Source organism: Bacillus sp. EKM208B, from assembly GCF_011800725.1.
GTDB lineage: Bacteria > Bacillota > Bacilli > Bacillales > Bacillaceae > Bacillus > Bacillus velezensis.
Genome location: NZ_JAANHO010000003.1, coordinates 173,910 through 191,811 on the forward strand (window position 1 = coordinate 173,910; position 17,902 = coordinate 191,811).

The following is a 17,902-nucleotide window of genomic DNA, read 5'->3' on the forward strand; positions in this document are numbered from 1 at the left end:
CCCTTTTATGCGCCTATGTGATTGTTTCTTGTGTAACAAAACGTTATAGTAAAAGAAACAATCAATACGGAAGGGTGACTCAGCAGTTGGACAGAAGACAGCCAGACCATGCAAAACACATGATTCTTGAAGGGCTGACAGATATTTTTCACGAGCAGGAGAGGTGTCAGGAGGACATCAGGGCGTCGTTGGCCGGACGGATGGACGAACTCCGTGAAGAAAACGGGAAAAAATTACAGCTGACCTTGACGGAAATTCACATTTTGTCGTGTATCGGAGATCATGAACCGATCAATGTCACGTCAATAGCGGAAAAAATGAAGACGACAAAGCCGACCGTGTCGAGAAGCTGCGCGAAGTTTTTGGAAGCCGGCTTTCTGCGCAGAACCCGGCTGAGCGACAATAAAAAAGAAGTCTATTTCCGGCTGACTCCTGCCGGGAAAGAGCTGCATTCCCTTCATCATGAATATCATGAATTGATAAAAAAGCGGCTCTTGGCGTTTTTAGACCGCTATACAGATGAAGAACTGTTATTTGCTGAACGGCTGTTCCGTGATCTTTCAGCAAACTGGCGGTCTGTAAATGGCGGCGGAGAGCTGTTCAAATAAAAAACACGCATATGGATGCGTGTTTTTTTATTCGGATCATGTTCCTCTTTCTGCCCGGCCTCTTTCGCCGTGTGCCCGTTTCAGCTGAGAAAGGTGGTGCAGCAGCCGATAGAAGGGCGGAAGCATGGCGATGACGAGAACGATCCGGATGACCTGAACCGCGACGACGAAAGTCGAGTCTTCGTGCAGGGTGATCGAAGTCGCCGCCATCTCGGCGATCCCGCCGGGAGAAAAGGCGAGAACAGATGTAATCATGGAGATGCCCGTTAATTTAGAAACCGCAACCGCGCTCAGAATCATGGCGGCGATTAATCCGACGGAAGAAATAAATCCGACGGTCAGCACTCTCGTCACGCCGGTGAACATGCTTTTGTACATTTTTGATCCGATTGTGGCGCCGAGAAAAATTTGTGACAGCTGGTTCGCTTCCGGCGGCCACCAGGCCAGCATGTCTTTGCCCGCCAAGGCGGACACGCCGATTTCCGCAGCAGCAACGCCGATCATGCTGCCGAGCAGCCAAGGGGCGGGAAATTTCAGCCGTTTTGCGCCTTTGCTTGCAAGCCAGGCAGCCAAAATAAATCCGGCCGTTAACAAGACGGGAATAAGGCCCGGATGTGAAGCTCCTGCCGAAACAGCTCCGGCTGATGTCTGAGCCGTACCGTTTTGTTTGGTAAATAAGAAAATGACGAGAAACGGTATTGTCATGACGACCAAAAGGACGCGCGTCAGCTGAATAAGGCTTACAATCGCGGTGTTTGCGCCGACTTCCTGGGCGATACCGGGCATGGCGGATAAACCGCCCGGCGCCGTGCCTACAAAGCTTGTCATCATGTCCGTCCGGCTGAACCGAAAGAGCACATATCCGGAAACAAGCGCCATCACGATAGAGAAAATCAGCATGAACCCTACCGGAAGCCAATGCTCCCGTAAAACCGACAGAACGGACAGGTTCAGTTTCTGGCCGAGTTCGATGCCGAGGATCATTTGTCCCGCTGCAAGCCATCTGCGGTGAATCCCTCTTCTGTCAGGCGCCATGAACAGCCAGCGGGGCCTCGTCATGGAGAGGATGCAGCCGGCGGCCAGCGTTCCGAGCATCCAGGCGATCGACATCCCTGTAAGCGAAAGAAGAAACCCCCCTGCCGCACTGATGAGAATAAACCAGATATCCGTAAGGAGATGTTTGTCTTTCTTCAATGAAAACCCTTCTTCCTGAAACATTCATATTAAATTGTTAAGCTCGTTAACCTTACTATTACTATAGTATAGATTTTGAGATAAATAAATAATGAATTATTTCTCATAATCCATTCATTTTTCTTATCACAAACATAAAAAAAGGCTCCGGAGATGGGTGAGTGCACCCTACTCCGAAACCTCGCCCGCTTTTCCTTTCCACACAAAGGTCAATCCCAGACCGAGAAATAAAACCACACCTGCGAACAGAAACGGGAAGTGAATATTCATATCAAATAAAATACCGCCCAGAGCCGGGCCGAAAATGGTGCCCAAACTCGTGTATGTTGAGTTCATACCGGCAACAAACCCCTGCTGATTTCCTGCGATTTTCGATAAATAAGTAGTCAGTGCCGGGCGCAGTAAATCAAACGCAAGGAAAATGATGCAGGTGACAGCGAGCACGGGCAAAAATCCTGACATCACCGTAGAAACGAAAGCCAGCACAGCGCCGATGATCAGACAAAGCTGAATGACTTTTTTCTCCCCGAGGAAGTTGACAAGTCTGCCGAACGCGAGCACTTGAATGAGGACCGCCACAATGGAGCTGAACGTAATAATAATGGCGATATCCTTTGGCGTGAAGCCGAATTTATGGTTTGTAAATAAGCTGAATACCGTTTCGTACGCCGACAGCCCGAATGCCAAAACAAAGACGATGATGAAGGCGATCAAGTAGCTTGGATGAATCGACTTTTTCAAATCTTTTAAGAAGGTTGATTCTTTGACGCTTTCCATCTGCTTTGCGCGTTCTTCTTTAGTTAACGGCTCTTTCAGCATAAAGACAGAGGAAATCACTGCGATAAATGCAATTCCCGCCGCAAAGAAAAACGGCATTCGAACGCCGTGATCGGCAATAAATCCTCCTATGCCGGGCCCAATGATAAACCCTGTGCTGATGGCGGCAGATACATAGCCCATCGCCTTCGATCTTTCCTGCACCGTCGTAATATCTGCGACATACGCTGTAACAGCGGGCATGATAAAAGCGGCACTGATGCCCCCCAGCACCCTTGCGAAATATAAAATGGAGACATGTGTGCCCAATCCGAAGGTCAGTTCGGATAATGCGAACAAAAACAGTCCGGCGAGAATCATGATTTTTCTGCCGAAGCGGTCAACCCATCTCCCCGCAATGGGGGATGCAATTAATTGCGCGACGGCGAAGGCAGCGACAAGGTATCCCATTGTGCTGCCCGTCAAGTGCATCACATTCATAAACAGCGGCATAACGGGAATGATCAATCCGATGCCTAAAAACGCAATAAATATGTTGCTTAATAAGATGATGAGTACAGCCTTTTGTTCTCTGATCGGTTTTTGCATGTTGTTTCTCCTTTGTCAGCTGTCATTCTGTTTATCAGCGCTGATCGACCCGTGAATAAACGCGGAGATGGCTTCTTTTTGCAATTCGATTCTTTGCTGAATGGTATCGTTTTTATATAACACATCTAAACCGTAGAAGACGGATAGCAGGATTTTCACTTTTGATTCGACATGATGAATGGACCAGCTGCCGTCTTGATTTCCCTCTTCTAAGATCTCCCTCATCACATCGTCATATTCAATATCAATTTTGTTGAGCCGCTTTACGACCTCCTCTGACGTAAACGCACTCGCATAAAACTCTTCACTTGCTCTCATAAGCGGGTAATTGATGCTCATCCGGCTGAGCAGCTCCGCAAAGCCCGCCAGTTTTTCGGCAGCATCTTTCAGATCAGCTTCCATTTCCCTCCACGTCTCGATCATCACGCGGTGATCCTGTTCCATGATATGAAGAAACAGAAACTCTTTTCCTTTAAAATGGTGATATAGATTGCCTTTACTGATTTCGGCCGCCTCTAAAATATCCCGAATCGATGTTTCTGAATATCCTTTTTTTGCAAATAAGTCACGCGAAGCGGATACGAGCCTGTTCTTCGTCTTTTCACTCTTTCCGGCACCGCCTTTTGTATTTGTCACTTCACACAGATCCTTTCCGCCTCATTCATATCGTTGTCCCGGCAAAGCGGGGTTCGGTTCGTTTAAAACCGACCAGTTGGTTTATTTTATTATAAAGGGTTTTCGCTGATTATACAATGAAGAAGTTATCCATTGTTTAGAGGGAGTATAAAAACGGCTCGAAAAGTAAACCCCATTCTCTCATGCTGAAAGAACGGGGTTTGTCTGCGGTCTGAAGACTCCCGGCGGGGGAGCGTGATCTGCCTGAACCGTTATTTTCCGGTATTTACCTCGGTGTAGCTTGTGTTCGGCGCGTTTGATACCGTTCCCCCTGTATGGTGGAAAGGAGAGTGGGCCATATCGTATAAAAACCAGACGGCATGACGCTGCTCGTCAAATGCCGTGCGGGCAAATAACCGCTTCGCTTCCGGATGCACCGCTCTATCGGAAGCCTGCAAATAAAAATCATTCGTTTTCTGCTCATCATAAAACGCCGCCCTCAGTCCTTCTCTGTATGTGTGCGGACAATGCTCCGTCTGTTTCGGCGTCAACTGTTTTCCGGTAATTGACGTATACAGTGAAGAGAAAGCGTGCAGGTGGCGCACTTCTTCTTCTCTGATATGTTCGATTCGTCTTCTGATTTCTGCGGTCGGCGCTTTTTCGGCTAATATTGAGTAGCAAATCACAGCGCTGTATTCACCGTTTATGGATTTTACCAGATCCTTGATAAGCACAGAATCGTCACTGCAGATGGCTGTATAATGAAAAAAATTCTCGTGCATTGGACTCACCCCCGGATGTTTATAGGGTATTATACGGCGGCAGCCCGTGACATGTGCGGATGTCATTTTTATTCTTGATCCAGCGGCGATGTAATATGGTCGTCGTATGTGTCGACAAAAAGCCGGCCGTTGCTTCCGCGCACAGCGTATACGACGTCTTCCGGTTTGAGGTTTCTCTTGTCCAATTCTTCTCTCAGCCATTTTTCCGATACGTGGTTTTCTTCCAGATTCTTCATCACCAGCCGGCCGTCCATAATCAGCTCAACGGCAAAGTTCTTTTCATGTCCGGCAAAGATGCCGAGATCCTGTCTTGTAACGGGCGCAAATTCCGGTTTGACCTCCACTGACATGCTGCCGTTTGTTTCAATGATGGCAGTCTGAACCTGAGAAATGTCAAATACGTCATTTACACGCAGCTGCTGGTTCAAGTAGTCGATGGTATAACGCATCGTTTTCATATTATGCTCAAGTATTTTACCGTTTTGAATGATAATGGTCGGTTTGCCTGCAAAGAAACCCCTAAGGGCCCTGTTTTTCATAGAAAGATATGCGACAAGGTAAATGATTGCCACGAAAATAATGTAGGCAATGACATTATAATGAATCGGCAGCTTTGTATTAAACGACAGATTTGCCGTGATGGCGCCGAGCGAGATGGCCGCAATGAAATCAAAAAGCGTCATCTGTGAAATGGTTTGTTTACCGAGTATCCGGGCGCCGATAAACAGAATGCTGAACGACAGAGCCGTCCGTACAATCACTTCGGGATATTCTGACATCATCATTAGTCCTTTTTTCTTTATTTTGGTCAGAAGCGATACTTTTTAAAACAGTCATCCCGTTTTTACCAGCAGATGAGATTGGTCATTTTCGTCAACTTTCGATAAAATGTAGAAAGATAAAAAGAGAGGGGTCTTCTAATTTGGGTGTTGAGTTTTTAGTAGGCAGATCGGGGAGTGGGAAAACGAGGCTGATTATCGACAGCATTCAAGATGAACTGCGCCGGGAGCCGTTCGGGAAACCGATCATTTTTCTAGTCCCGGATCAAATGACGTTTTTAATGGAATATGAGCTTGCTAAAACGCCGGATATCGGCGGCATGATACGCGCTCAAGTGTTCAGTTTTTCGCGTTTGGCGTGGCGCGTGCTTCAGCATACCGGGGGCATGAACCGCCCGTTTGTGACGACGACGGGTGTGCAGATGCTTTTAAGGAAACTGATTGAAGAATATAAGCACGAGTTTAAAGTGTATCAAAAAGCGAGTGACAAAACCGGGTTCACTGAGCAGGTGGAACGGATGCTGACAGAGTTTAAGCGGTACTGTATTGAGCCTGAAGACGTCCGCCGCATGGCGGAAAGCGGAACGGCGTCAGAATATCGCGGAGAGCGGATGCTGTCTGAAAAACTTCATGATTTAGGCATTTTATATCAGCAGATGGAAAGAAGCCTCGCCGGACACTATTTGCATTCAGAGGATTATTTGACGCTGCTCGCTCAGCAGATTCCTTTGGCGGACGTTGTAAAAGGCGCCCGTGTTTACGTCGACGGATTCTATCAATTTACGCCGCAGGAATTAAGGGTGCTGGAGCAGCTGATCATGCATGCTGAACATGTCACATTCTCGCTGACGGCGGACAGCCCTTCGGCGGAACAGGCACCGGATGAGCTCGATCTGTTCAGAATGACGGGAAGCACATACTATAAGCTTTATCAGACGGCAAAGGAATTGAATGCCGATATTTCCTGCAAGGAACTGCATGGCACGAAGCGGCATCGGCTTGTGCCGGAGCTTGCCTGTATAGAGTCGCAGTACGATGTGCGTCCCGCCGCGGCGTATACCGGCGGACAGGAAGCTTTTACCGTCATGCAGGCGCAAAACAGAAGAGCTGAGCTTGAAGGTATTGCCCGGGAAATTCAATCGCTTGTCCGGGACGGAGGATACCGGTACAAAGATATGGCGATTCTCATCCGTCAGCCGGAAGATTATAAAGATTTGCTGAAGGAAGTGTTTGCCGATTACGGGCTTCCTTATTTTATTGACGGAAAAGCTTCTATGCAGCATCACCCGCTTATTGAATTCATCCGTTCAAGCCTGGATGTCGTGAAGGGGAACTGGAGATATGAAGCGGTGTTCCGCTGTGCGAAAACCGAACTGTTATTCCCGCTTGATCAGCCGGAGCAGAAAATAAGAGAGCAGGTTGATCAGCTTGAAAACTACTGTATCGCCTACGGCATTAAAGGGGAGCGCTGGACGAGCGGCGAGCGGTTTGTATACAGGCGCTTCGTATCGCTCGATGAGGATTTCGCGCAGACAGATCAGGAAATAGAGATGGAGCAAATGCTGAATGAGACGAAAGAGTGGATGGCCGCGCCCCTTGTCCGGCTTCAAAACCGGATGAAAAAGGCGAAAACGGTTCAAAGCATGGCGGAGGCTCTTTATCTCTTTTTGGAAGATACCGATGTTCCCCTGAAGCTGGACCGAAAAAGGCAGCGGGCCGAAGAGGCCGGAAACATGATCGAAGCGCAGCAGCACGGCCAGGCGTGGGATGCCGTTATCCAGCTTCTCGAGGAGTTTGCCGGTATGATGGGTGAAGATGAAATATCTTTGGCGCTGTTCCAGCAAATGCTTGAAACGGGAACGGAATCGCTTCATTTTTCTTTAATTCCTCCTGCGCTTGACCAAGTATTTGTAGGGAATATGGATCTCTCAAGAATGTACGGCACGTCCTGCACATTCGTCATCGGGGCCAATGACGGCATTCTTCCGGCGCGCCCGGATGAAAACGGCGTGCTGTCTGATGATGACCGGGAGTGGCTGAAAGCGGTCGGAGTGGAGCTGTCTTCCGCGGGGCGTGAGCGGCTGCTTGATGAGCATTTTCTCATCTATATGGCGCTGTCGAGTCCGTCTGACCGTCTTTATGTGTCATACCCGATTGCCGATGCGGAAGGAAAAACGCTCCTGCCGTCAATCGTTGTAAACAGGCTTGGCGAGCTGTTTCCCGATCATCAGGAAAAGCTGTCAGCGGCTGATCCCGAGCAGGTAAGCGAAGAAGAGCAGCTCCAGTATCTCGTCAATAAACAGGTGGCTCAGACATATACGGCAAGTCAGCTCAGGCTGTGGACAAGAGAGTACGAGATCAGTGACGTATGGTGGAGCGCATACAATGTGCTGATGAAAGAGTCTGATCACCGGCGTTCGAAAAAGCTGTTTTCAAGCCTGTTTTTCCGCAATGAGGCGAAGCGTCTTGAACGGCCTGTTTCGCGCCAGCTTTACGGCGAGCATATTAAAGGAAGCGTCTCCCGGATGGAGGCGTTTAATGCCTGCCAGTTTTCCCATTTTGCATCACACGGGCTTCAATTAAAAGAGCGGCAGTTTTTCAAGCTGGAAGCCCCGGATATCGGCCAGCTGTTTCACTCCAGCCTGAAGCTGATTTCAGACCGGCTTCGTGAGCAGAAGCTGGAATGGCGCGATCTGACGAAAGATCAGTGCCGGAATTTCTCCTATGAAGCGGTGGAACGGCTTGCGCCAAAGCTGCAAAAAGAGATTCTGCTCAGCTCAAACAGACACTTTTATGTGAAGGAAAAACTGCAGAAGATCGTCACGCGTGTTTCAGGCATATTAAGCGAGCATGCGAAGGCGAGCGGTTTCGTCCCGGTCGGTCTTGAACTCGGTTTCGGCGGAAGCGGGCCGCTGCCTCCGCTCACTTTCACGCTGAAAAACGGCTGTACGATGGAACTCGTCGGACGGATCGACCGCGTGGATAAAGCGGAAAGCTCAAAAGGCCTGCTGCTGAGAATCGTTGATTATAAATCAAGCGACAGAGGGCTTGATCTGGCTGAGGTGTATTACGGGCTCGCTCTGCAAATGCTCACATATCTTGACTTATCGATTACACATTCCGCGGATTGGCTCGGCATGAAAGCGACCCCGGCAGGCGTTTTGTATTTCCATATTCATGATCCGATGATTCAGGCCAGTCTGCCGATGGGGCTTGATGAAATCGAGCAGGAAATTTTTAAGAAATTTAAAATGAAAGGCCTTCTCCTCGGTGACCGGGAGGCGATCAGCCTGATGGACACGACGTTGGAGGAAGGGCGTTCAAATATCGTCAATGCCGGTTTGAAAAAGGACGGGTCTTTAAGATCCGACTCAGCCGCGGTCAGCGAACAGGACTTTCATCTGCTGACAGACCATGTGCGGCGGACATTTGAACAGGCGGGCGAAGCGATAACGGACGGGCTTGTGTCCATTACCCCGTATAAGCTGAAAGATAAGACGCCTTGTACGTATTGTGCGTTTCAATCGGTGTGCCAGTTTGATGAGTCGCTTAAGGAAAATGAATACCGCAGCCTGAAAGCGGAAAAAGACGGCACCATACTGGATTGGCTGAAGAAGGAGGCGGATGATGATGCAAATTCCTAAACCGAAAGACAGCATATGGACGGATGACCAATGGAGCGCCATCGTTTCTTCCGGCCGCGATATTCTGGTCGCTGCCGCAGCCGGATCAGGTAAAACGGCCGTGCTCGTGGAACGGATGATCAGAAAGATAACCGCGGAAGAAGATCCGGTTGATGTTGACAGGCTCCTTGTGGTGACCTTTACAAACGCCTCAGCAGCGGAGATGAAGCATCGGATCGCGGAAGCATTAGAAAAAGAGCTCGCCAAAAATCCGGGATCTCTGCATATCAGACGGCAGCTCTCTCTATTAAATCGGGCGAGCATTTCGACGCTTCACTCTTTCTGTCTGCAAGTGCTTAAAAAATATTATTATATGATTGATCTTGACCCCGGTTTTCGGATGGCTGACCAGACGGAAGGCGAATTGCTCGGAGACGAAGTGCTTGATGAGCTGTTTGAAGATGAATACGCAAAAGGGAATCAGGCGTTTTTTGAGCTTGCGGACAGATATACGACAGACAGGCATGATCTGGATCTTCAAGACCTTGTCAAACGGGTGTACGAGTATTCCCGGTCGCATCCTGACCCGGAAGCGTGGCTGCAAAGCTTTGTCCGCTTGTATGACGTGACGGAAGAAAGCAAAATGGAAGAGCTTCCGTTTTACCAGTATGTGAGAGAAGATGTTGAAATGGCGCTCTTCGGGGCAAAACAAAAGCTTGAGAAGGCGCTTGAACTGACAAAAGCGCCCGGCGGGCCGGCCCCGCGCGCTGATAATTTTCTGGATGACCTTCAGCAGATAGAAGAGCTGATCAGCTGCCGGCATGACTTCGATGCGCTGTATGAACGGGTTCCCGCAGTCTCATTTAAGCGGGCGAAGGCGGTAAAGGGTGATGAATTTGACAAAGCGCTTTTGGACGAAGCGACCGATTTGCGAAACGGCGCGAAGAAACTGATCGAAAAGGTAAAGACAGATTACTTTACAAGAAGTCCGCAAGATCACTTAAAGAGTTTAACAGATATGAAGCCTGTCATCGAAACGCTCGTTCAGCTCGTGATATCGTACGGAAAACGATTTGAAGCGGCGAAACAAGAAAAATCAATTATTGATTTCTCAGATTTGGAACATTACTGCCTGGCGATTTTAACTGCGGTTGATGAAGAAGGCCGGCGGGTGCCGAGCGAAGCGGCCGTTTATTATCAAGACCAGTTTCATGAAGTTCTGGTTGATGAATATCAAGATACCAATCTTGTGCAGGAGTCTATCCTGCAGCTTGTTAAAAGCGGGGATGAAGAGGCGGGAAATCTGTTTATGGTAGGCGACGTCAAACAATCGATCTACCGTTTCAGACTTGCCGAGCCGCTGCTGTTTCTCGGGAAATATAAAAGGTTTACAGAAAGCGGGGAAGGCGCGGGGCAGAAAATTGATCTGAACCAAAATTTCCGCAGCCGCTCCGATATTTTGGACAGTACGAATTTCTTGTTTAAGCAGCTGATGGGCGGAAAAATCGGCGAAGTGGACTACGATGAACAGGCGGCATTGAAGCTCGGAGCATCGTATCCGCCGAATGACGCGGCCAAAACGGAACTGCTGCTGATTGACAGCGCTGATGACGCAGACAGCGCCGAGGATGCCGAAGACTTTGAAACCGTGCACTGGGAAGCGAAAGCGATAGCCGGGGAGATCCGAAAGCTTGTCTCATCTCCGTTTAAGGTATATGACGGCAAAACAAAAACACACCGGAATATCCAGTACCGGGATATCGTGATTTTGCTGCGCTCCATGCCGTGGGCGCCGCAATTAATGGAAGAGCTGAAAAACCAGGGCATTCCGGTGTACGCCAATTTGACGTCGGGTTACTTTGAAGCCGTGGAGGTGGCTGCGGCGCTTTCAGTCTTGAAGGTGATTGATAATCCGTATCAGGATATTCCGCTTGCTTCCGTGCTGCGCTCGCCCATCGTCGGATGTGACGAAAATGAACTTGCGCTGATACGCCTTGAAAAGAAAAAAGCGCCGTTTTATGAAGCGCTGAAAGCATATATAGCGAACGGTGACAGGCATGATGACCTGTATCAAAAACTGAGAACCTTTTATGACAGTCTGCAAAAGTGGCGGTCATTTTCGACGAATCATTCGGTGTCTGAGCTGATTTGGGAAGTATACCGCGATACCGGATATTTTGACTATGCAGGCGGCATGCCCGGCGGAAAGCAGCGCCAGGCCAATCTGCGCGTCTTGTATGACCGGGCGCGCTCGTACGAAGCGACGGCGTTCCGCGGGTTATTCCGCTTTTTGCGGTTCATTGAACGGATGCAGGAGCGCGGCGATGATCTGGGGACGGCCCGGGCGCTCAGCGAGCAGGAGGATGTCGTTCGGCTGATGACGATCCACAGCAGCAAAGGACTTGAATTCCCCGTCGTTTTCACCGCCGGACTCGGCAGAAGTTTTAATATGATGGATCTCAACAAATCATACCTGCTTGATAAAGAGCTCGGTTTTGGCACGAAGTACATTCATCCGGAACTCAGAATCAGCTATCCGACTCTGCCGCTTGTGGCGATGAAGAAAAAGATGCGCAGAGAGCTCTTATCCGAAGAATTGCGCGTATTGTATGTGGCGCTGACCAGAGCGAAGGAAAAGCTGTTTCTCATCGGTTCCTGCAAAAACCGGGAAAAACAGCTGGCCAAATGGCAGGCGCAAGCAGACCGGGCTGATTGGCTTCTTTCTGAATTCGACCGCTATCAGGCGTCATCTTATTTGGACTTTATCGGGCCGGCGCTCATCCGCCACCGTGACATGGAGGCGCACAGGACGCCGGGACTTTCATCGTCTGAGGATATCGCGCGCGACCCATCGCGTTTTCACATCCGGATGCTGCAGCAAAGTGAATTGCTGGAAGAGAATCCAAAAGAACGTGCTGAAGAAAAGAGCAAACGTCTCAAAGCAATACAGCAGGGCGAGCCGATTCCTGGTTCGTTTTCATTTGATGATCAGGCGCGCCGTCTGCTTGAATGGGAATATCCGTACCGAGAGCTGACGGCTATCAGAACGAAGCAGTCAGTTTCTGAGCTGAAGAGAAAGCAAGAATACGAGGATGAATACAGCGGCCGCTCTCTCATCAAACCGTCAGGAGACACGCTTTTATACAGGCGTCCCGGTTTTATGATGAAAAAAGGGCTGACAGCCGCCGAAAAAGGAACGGCGATGCATACGGTGATGCAGCACATACCGCTGACGCACGTGCCGACTGCCGAAGAAGCGGAGCGGACGGTCCGGATGCTTTACGAAAAAGAGCTGCTGACAGAAGAGCAGCAGGAAGTTATTGATATAGAAGAAATTGTTCAGTTTTTCGGAACTGAAATCGGTAAAGATCTTCTCGGGGCGCTGCGGATTGATCGGGAAGTGCCGTTCAGTATGGCGCTTCCGGCCGGCGAGGTGTACAAGGATGCCGAAACGGCCGGTGAACCGCTGCTCGTGCAGGGGATTATTGACTGCCTCTACGAAACGGCGGACGGTCTCTATTTGCTGGACTATAAAACAGATCGGATAGAGGGGAAATTCCGGAACGGATTTGAAGGCGCGGCTCCGATTCTGCAAAAAAGGTATGAAACACAAATCGAATTGTATACAAAAGCGGTTGAACAAATTACAAAAACGAAAGTGAAAGGGCGTGCGCTCTATTTCTTCGATGGAGGTCACGTTCTTACACTGTAACAAGATCCGAAGCTCCTTTTTGGAGCGGATCTTTTTTTCTATCAAAAAGTGAGGTGAATGCGGTATGCGCATTTTACATACAGCTGACTGGCACCTCGGCAAAACGCTGGAAGGCAGAAGCCGGCTGAGCGAGCAGGCCGAGGTATTGGAAGAGCTGAATACCATTGTCAAGGAAGAAAATATTGATGCGGTCGTTATGGCGGGGGATGTATTTGATACGGTCAACCCGCCTGCGCTCGCTGAACAATTGTATTACGAAAGTCTTTCCGCGCTTTCTGACGGCGGAAAGCGCCCGGTTGTCGTCATTGCCGGAAACCATGACAATCCCGACAGGCTGGCGGCGGCTTCTCCGTTAACAAATGAGCGCGGCATTCATTTAATCGGCTATCCGCGGACAGAACCCGTGCATATTGAGGTGCCGTCGGCGGACGAGCTGTTAGCCGTAGCCGCGCTGGCATATCCGTCAGAGGCGAGATTAAACGAAGTGCTTTCTGATACGTTTGAGGAAAAGCTTCTTCGCGATCATTACGATGTGAAAATCAGAGAGGCGTTTGCTCACATGTGCGGACTGTGCCGGGACGATGCCGTGAAAATTGCGGCGAGCCACATTTATGTCGCGGGGGGAAATCAGACCGATTCAGAGCGTCCGATTGAAGTCGGGGGCGCTTACACAGTTGCCGCTGACAGCCTGCCGGCTGATGCGGCTTACGTGGCTCTCGGCCATCTCCACCGTCCGCAAACGATCAAGCGCGCCAAGACGGCTGCCCGTTATTCAGGCTCTCCGCTCGCATACAGCTTTTCAGAAGCCGGTTATGCCAAATCGGTGACGGTGGTAGAAGCGAAGCCCGGCGGAGAAGCGAAGTGGGAAGAGATTTTTCTGTCTTCCGGTAAACCGCTCGTCAAATGGAAAGCGCAGGGGCTGAGCGAGGTTCACGGCTGGCTTGATGAAGGGCGTGACCGGAATGCGTGGATTGATCTTGATATCCATTTGACGGATCAGCTTTCTCTCGAGGAAATTCATCGGCTGAGAAAGGCGCATCCCGGCTTTATCCATATCAGGCCGGTTTTTGAAGAAAAAGAGACCGGCAATGACCGGATTGAAGTGAAACACACATCAATTGAGGATCGATTTAAGAAGTTTTATGAAAAACAAACGGGCGGCGGCGTGCCGGATGAGGAGATGGTCAAGCTGTTTTTAGAGCTTGCGTCAGCAGATGATGAGGAGGATGCGACATGAAGCCGATTCTGTTAACGATAAAAGGGCTCCACAGCTTCAGGGAGGAACAGACCATTGATTTTGCCGGACTGTCAGGAGCCGGGGTGTTCGGGATTTTCGGGCCGACCGGAAGCGGAAAATCGTCGATCCTTGATGCCATGACACTCGCTTTATACGGAAAAGTGGAGCGCGCCGCAAATAATACGCACGGCATCCTGAATCATGCCGAAGATCAGCTCGCCGTCTCATTTACATTCGCGCTTCAATCCGGCCACCGGGTTTCCTACAAGGTCGAGCGCGTTTTTAAGAGAACGGATGAAACGAAAGTAAAAACCGCCCTCTGCCGGCTGATTGAAATCAAAGACGAACAAACAGTGCTGGCCGATAAAGCGAATGAAGTGAACAAAAAGGTAGAGGAGCTTCTTGGCCTGACCATTGACGACTTTACAAGAGCCGTCGTTCTGCCGCAAGGAAAGTTTGCCGAGTTTCTGTCGCTTAAAGGCGCGGAAAGAAGACATATGCTCCAGCGCCTGTTTAATCTGGAACAGTACGGGGACAGGCTTGTCAAAAAATTGCGGCGGCGGGCGCAGGAAGCGGCAGCGAAAAAAAATGAAATGCTGGCCGAACAATCCGGCCTCGGAGACGCAGGAGAAGATGCGCTGAAGCAGGCTGAACAGCAGTTTCACGAAGCGAACGAACGGCTTGAAGCAGCTGAGAAGAAACGGGTCCGGGCAAAAGAGCGTTTTGAGAATCACCAGGAAATTTGGAACCTGCAGACAGAAAGAGATGAATATGAGCGCCGGGAGAAAAAGCTTGAGGAAAGACGCCCGTACATCACGGAATTGACTGAGCGTCTTAAAGAGGCGGAAACAGCTCTCGCCCTTGAGCCGTACGCAGACCGTTACACAGAAGCCGTCCGCCGGAAGCAGCGCGCCGAACAGGAGCACGAACTGGCCAAACGGAAATCAGAGGCGGAAACCGTTTCATTTACCCGGCAAAATGAAGCCTATGAAGCATGGCGGGCCCATAAGGCCGAACAGGAGCCGAAGCTTGTCAAGGAAGAAGAGCTGTATCAAAGACTTTCAGCCATTGAACAAAAACTGCTTGAAGCGAAAAAAGAAGCGGAAAAAACAAATGCGGAACACAGCAAAAAAGAGGAAGAATACGAAGCCGCCTCGAAACAGCTGGCCGCAGTGAAAGACCGCCTGACCCGCGGCCAAAACAGGCAGAATGAGCTGAAAGAAGAGCTGAAAGCAGTTCAAGTGACCGCCGATGAACGGAAAAAATGCCAGACCGCGGCACAGCTGGCGGCGGGCTTTCAGCAGACACAGGAACAAATCACGAAAGAGCGGGCCAATCTGACAACGCAGCTGAAAAACGTGGAGAAGCTGAACGGAGAAAGCGAGTCGCTCACAGCGAAGGCGAAAACGGAAGAGGAAGACATTACGCACGCTTATCAAACGCTTCAAACCGTTTACCATATGGTCTGTGAAACGGAACGTTCACTGAAAGCCGCAGCCGAACGGGCTGACAAAACGCAAGCCGATCTCCGCAGGCGCTCAGAGGAAGCGAGAACGGCTGCATTAACAAAAGAATTATCGGAAAAACTAATCGAAGGAAAGCCTTGTCCTGTATGCGGCTCCACGCAGCATGACCGCCCGCGTTCCGCTCATGAAACATTCTCGCCTGATACGGCTGTACAGGAACAGTTGCAGCAGGTTGAAGCGCTGCTTTCTGAGGCGGCGGCTCTTTCTCAGGAAGTGCTGACAGCCAAGGTTGCATTAGAAGAGCAGTCGGGGCGTTTTACCGAAGAATGTCCGTTTCTGCAAAGCGCCCGGGTTCCGGAGCTGGAAGCCGCTTCTTCCATCAGCGGACGCCCGCTTGATGAAGCGTTCAGCGCCGTCCGCTTGGAATGGAAACAAATGAAACAGGATATGCTGTCGGTAAAAGAGAAGGTCACAAGACTGATCAGCGCGCATCAGCAGACGGTGAAACAAGCTGAGCAACTTGCCGAACGAATCCGCTACGAGGAAAAAGAAGCCGACCGTCTCAGACATTCATTAGAAGAGCTTGAATCGCTGTCAGAAAGCCGATTGAATCAGTACAACGAAGTCTGCGGTGATATTCCGCCAAACCGGATTGACGCCTGGCAGGCTTCGATAGATGAGAAGGACAGGCAGGCAGAAGAATGTGAGAAGCGCATTGAAACAAGCATCGCATTCCTCAAGGAACATGAAGAGGAGAAAGAACGCCTGCAGGAGATGAAGCATCGGCTTGAACGGGAACGGCTCGAGCTTCACTATGCGTCTGAGCGCCTGCAGCAGGTGATTGACGGATATGAACAAGAGCTCGGAACAGCAGCTGAAGAAACATCAATTTCCGCAAAGCTTGAAGCGGTGCGGCAGGAATTACAGCTGTTAAAATCGAAAGAGCAGTCCCTATTCGATGCGCTGAAGCAGGCGCAGCAATCACTGAATGACGCAAAAGGCCGGGAATCCGGGAGTCTCATGTCACTCAGGGATGCTGAGACCTCCCTTGAGAAAGCGCAAAACGACTGGCGCTTGAGGTCAAAAGACACCGGATTTACCGAGCCGGACCAAGTCAAAAAAAGTCTGCTTCCGCAAGGGCGTGCAGAGGAAATGAAAAAAGAAATTGATGAGTTCCTGGACACCTCAAAACAGCTATCGGCAAATATCAGCCGTGTTACTGATAAATTAGCCGACCGCCGGATATCAGAGGAAGAATGGACAGTATCCGTTTCTCTGCTGAAGCAGGCAGAGGCTGAGTCAGGCGCCGCCATGGAGGAAAAAGGAGCACAGGCAAAAGCCTACGCGGTTATGCAAAAACAGCATAAGCGCTTTAAAGAGATTGAAGCCGAACTGAAAAGCTGGCAGACACAGATTGACAGGCTTGATAAGCTCCAGTCTGTATGTAAAGGCAATACATTCGTCGAATTTTTAGCGGAAGAACAGCTGGAAAGCGTGGCTCGGGACGCCTCTGCCCGTCTCGGAGCGCTGACAAGGCAGCGGTATGCCATATTAGTCGATTCAGAAGGCGGTTTCGTCATGCGTGATGACGCGAACGGAGGCGTCAAAAGGCCCGTATCAAGCCTTTCCGGCGGGGAGACGTTTCTGACATCGCTGTCGCTTGCGCTTGCCTTGTCCGCCCAGATTCAGCTGCGGGGGCAATACCCGCTGCAATTCTTTTTCTTAGATGAAGGATTCGGGACTCTTGACCAAGGGCTCTTAGACACCGTTGTCACAGCGCTCGAAAAGCTGCAATCGGACAACTTATCCGTCGGAGTGATCAGCCATGTGCAGGAGCTGAGAGCGCGTCTGCCGAAAAAATTAATCGTTCATCCGTCCGAACCGGGCGGGAAAGGCACCCGGGTCACATTGGAGATCATGTAGAAAGGAGAAGGAATTATGGCCGATTCTGCCGAGGGCACATGTGAATTATGCGGCCGCCATCATGTGCGGCTGACGGAGCACCACTTAACGCCTAAGGAAGAAGGCGGGACATTCCTTCCGACCGCAATGCTCTGCATCCCTTGTCATAAACAGGTTCACGCGCTCTATACGAATCAGGAGCTTGCGGCAAGGCTCGCGGGAATAGAAGAGCTGCGGCGTGACCCGAAACTCGCGCGGTTTGTGAAATGGATCAGAAAACAGCCGCCAAAAAAGCTTGTAAAAACAAAAAAAGCAAATGAACGAACATAACGCTGAACCAAAAGCAGCCCTCTTCTGAAAGAGCGGCTGCTTTTTAGGCGTTTCCGACCACATTTTGATCGCTGACATCGGGGTCTATATAGTTTGTCGCATTGACAACGTTGTTTAATAACAGGAAATCTCCGGTATTGCCTGCTCCCGAACCGAGCGCAGATTTAGAAGAGCTTTTTGGAGAAAGGTAAAAGGAATCACCAAAGTTTACGACTCCGCCCGATATGGAATTGATAGCTATAGGTCCGGTAATTGCTGGCATAAACGACACCCTTTATAGAAGTCTCAC

The 17,902-nt window shown here is 50.1% G+C and carries 12 protein-coding genes; 6 read left to right on the plus strand and 6 right to left on the minus strand.

The features are described 5' to 3' along the window. Positions 1 to 86 precede the first annotated feature (86 nt). On the plus strand, positions 87 to 608 hold the full coding sequence (locus G9F75_RS06295; protein WP_012117244.1) for a MarR family transcriptional regulator: 522 nt from the start codon (positions 87 to 89) through the stop codon (positions 606 to 608). Positions 609 to 644: 36 nt separating this feature from the next. Here the strand turns inward: G9F75_RS06295 and G9F75_RS06300 are convergent, their stop codons facing one another. The 5 genes from G9F75_RS06300 to G9F75_RS06320 all read right to left on the minus strand — a co-directional run bounded on the left by G9F75_RS06300 (position 645) and on the right by G9F75_RS06320 (position 5,346). Beyond that, positions 645 to 1,802: an AbrB family transcriptional regulator gene (locus tag G9F75_RS06300; protein WP_022553582.1), complete on the minus strand. Its 1,158-nt coding sequence runs from the start codon at positions 1,800 to 1,802 to the stop codon at positions 645 to 647. 168 nt (positions 1,803 to 1,970) lie between these two features. Next, positions 1,971 to 3,167, minus strand: coding sequence for an MFS transporter (locus G9F75_RS06305; RefSeq protein WP_014417364.1), 1,197 nt, complete (start codon positions 3,165 to 3,167; stop codon positions 1,971 to 1,973). A gap of 15 nt (positions 3,168 to 3,182) precedes the next feature. Continuing rightward, positions 3,183 to 3,803: a TetR/AcrR family transcriptional regulator gene (locus G9F75_RS06310; protein WP_021494950.1), complete on the minus strand. Its 621-nt coding sequence runs from the start codon at positions 3,801 to 3,803 to the stop codon at positions 3,183 to 3,185. Positions 3,804 to 4,054: 251 nt separating this feature from the next. Then, the gene (locus tag G9F75_RS06315) at positions 4,055 to 4,564 is read right to left on the minus strand and encodes a ferritin-like domain-containing protein (protein WP_007610501.1); all 510 of its coding nucleotides are present in this window, start codon (positions 4,562 to 4,564) and stop codon (positions 4,055 to 4,057) included. Positions 4,565 to 4,632: 68 nt separating this feature from the next. Then, positions 4,633 to 5,346, minus strand: a complete 714-nt coding sequence (locus G9F75_RS06320) for a DUF421 domain-containing protein (RefSeq protein ID WP_017417413.1) — start codon at positions 5,344 to 5,346, stop codon at positions 4,633 to 4,635. 140 nt (positions 5,347 to 5,486) lie between these two features. Between G9F75_RS06320 and addB the strand changes: the two genes are divergently transcribed. From addB to G9F75_RS06345, 5 genes are all read left to right on the plus strand, one after another. Then, positions 5,487 to 8,987, plus strand: coding sequence for a helicase-exonuclease AddAB subunit AddB (gene addB / locus G9F75_RS06325; protein WP_021494951.1), 3,501 nt, complete (start codon positions 5,487 to 5,489; stop codon positions 8,985 to 8,987). Next, on the plus strand, positions 8,974 to 12,678 hold the full coding sequence (addA, locus tag G9F75_RS06330; RefSeq protein ID WP_103527242.1) for a helicase-exonuclease AddAB subunit AddA: 3,705 nt from the start codon (positions 8,974 to 8,976) through the stop codon (positions 12,676 to 12,678). The genes addB and addA overlap by 14 nt, the downstream gene beginning before the upstream one ends. Before the next feature lie 64 nt (positions 12,679 to 12,742). Next, on the plus strand, positions 12,743 to 13,915 hold the full coding sequence (sbcD, locus tag G9F75_RS06335) for an exonuclease subunit SbcD (protein ID WP_115940933.1): 1,173 nt from the start codon (positions 12,743 to 12,745) through the stop codon (positions 13,913 to 13,915). Then, entirely contained in the window at positions 13,912 to 17,304 is a 3,393-nt protein-coding gene (gene sbcC, locus G9F75_RS06340) for an exonuclease subunit SbcC (protein ID WP_128496552.1), read from the plus strand. Before sbcD ends, sbcC begins: the two co-directional genes overlap by 4 nt. Positions 17,305 to 17,319: 15 nt before the next feature. Further along, positions 17,320 to 17,613, plus strand: coding sequence for a hypothetical protein (locus tag G9F75_RS06345; protein WP_017417418.1), 294 nt, complete (start codon positions 17,320 to 17,322; stop codon positions 17,611 to 17,613). Positions 17,614 to 17,656: 43 nt separating this feature from the next. Here the strand turns inward: G9F75_RS06345 and G9F75_RS06350 are convergent, their stop codons facing one another. After that, a complete protein-coding gene (locus G9F75_RS06350) occupies positions 17,657 to 17,875 on the minus strand; it encodes a spore germination protein (RefSeq protein ID WP_003155143.1) in 219 nt (72 codons plus the stop codon). Positions 17,876 to 17,902: the final 27 nt, after the last annotated feature.

What these genes read in the sequence shown, in the direction of transcription:
- G9F75_RS06305 (WP_014417364.1), bottom strand. Translation starts at nt 3,167, where the DNA reads ATGCAAAAACCGATCAGAGAACAAAAGGCTGTACTCATCATCTTATTA.
- G9F75_RS06315 (WP_007610501.1), bottom strand. Translation starts at nt 4,564, where the DNA reads ATGCACGAGAATTTTTTTCATTATACAGCCATCTGCAGTGACGATTCT.
- G9F75_RS06320 (WP_017417413.1), bottom strand. Translation starts at nt 5,346, where the DNA reads ATGATGTCAGAATATCCCGAAGTGATTGTACGGACGGCTCTGTCGTTC.
- addA (WP_103527242.1), top strand. Translation starts at nt 8,974, where the DNA reads ATGCAAATTCCTAAACCGAAAGACAGCATATGGACGGATGACCAATGG.
- sbcD (WP_115940933.1), top strand. Translation starts at nt 12,743, where the DNA reads ATGCGCATTTTACATACAGCTGACTGGCACCTCGGCAAAACGCTGGAA.
- sbcC (WP_128496552.1), top strand. Translation starts at nt 13,912, where the DNA reads ATGAAGCCGATTCTGTTAACGATAAAAGGGCTCCACAGCTTCAGGGAG.
- G9F75_RS06345 (WP_017417418.1), top strand. Translation starts at nt 17,320, where the DNA reads ATGGCCGATTCTGCCGAGGGCACATGTGAATTATGCGGCCGCCATCAT.
- G9F75_RS06350 (WP_003155143.1), bottom strand. Translation starts at nt 17,875, where the DNA reads ATGCCAGCAATTACCGGACCTATAGCTATCAATTCCATATCGGGCGGA.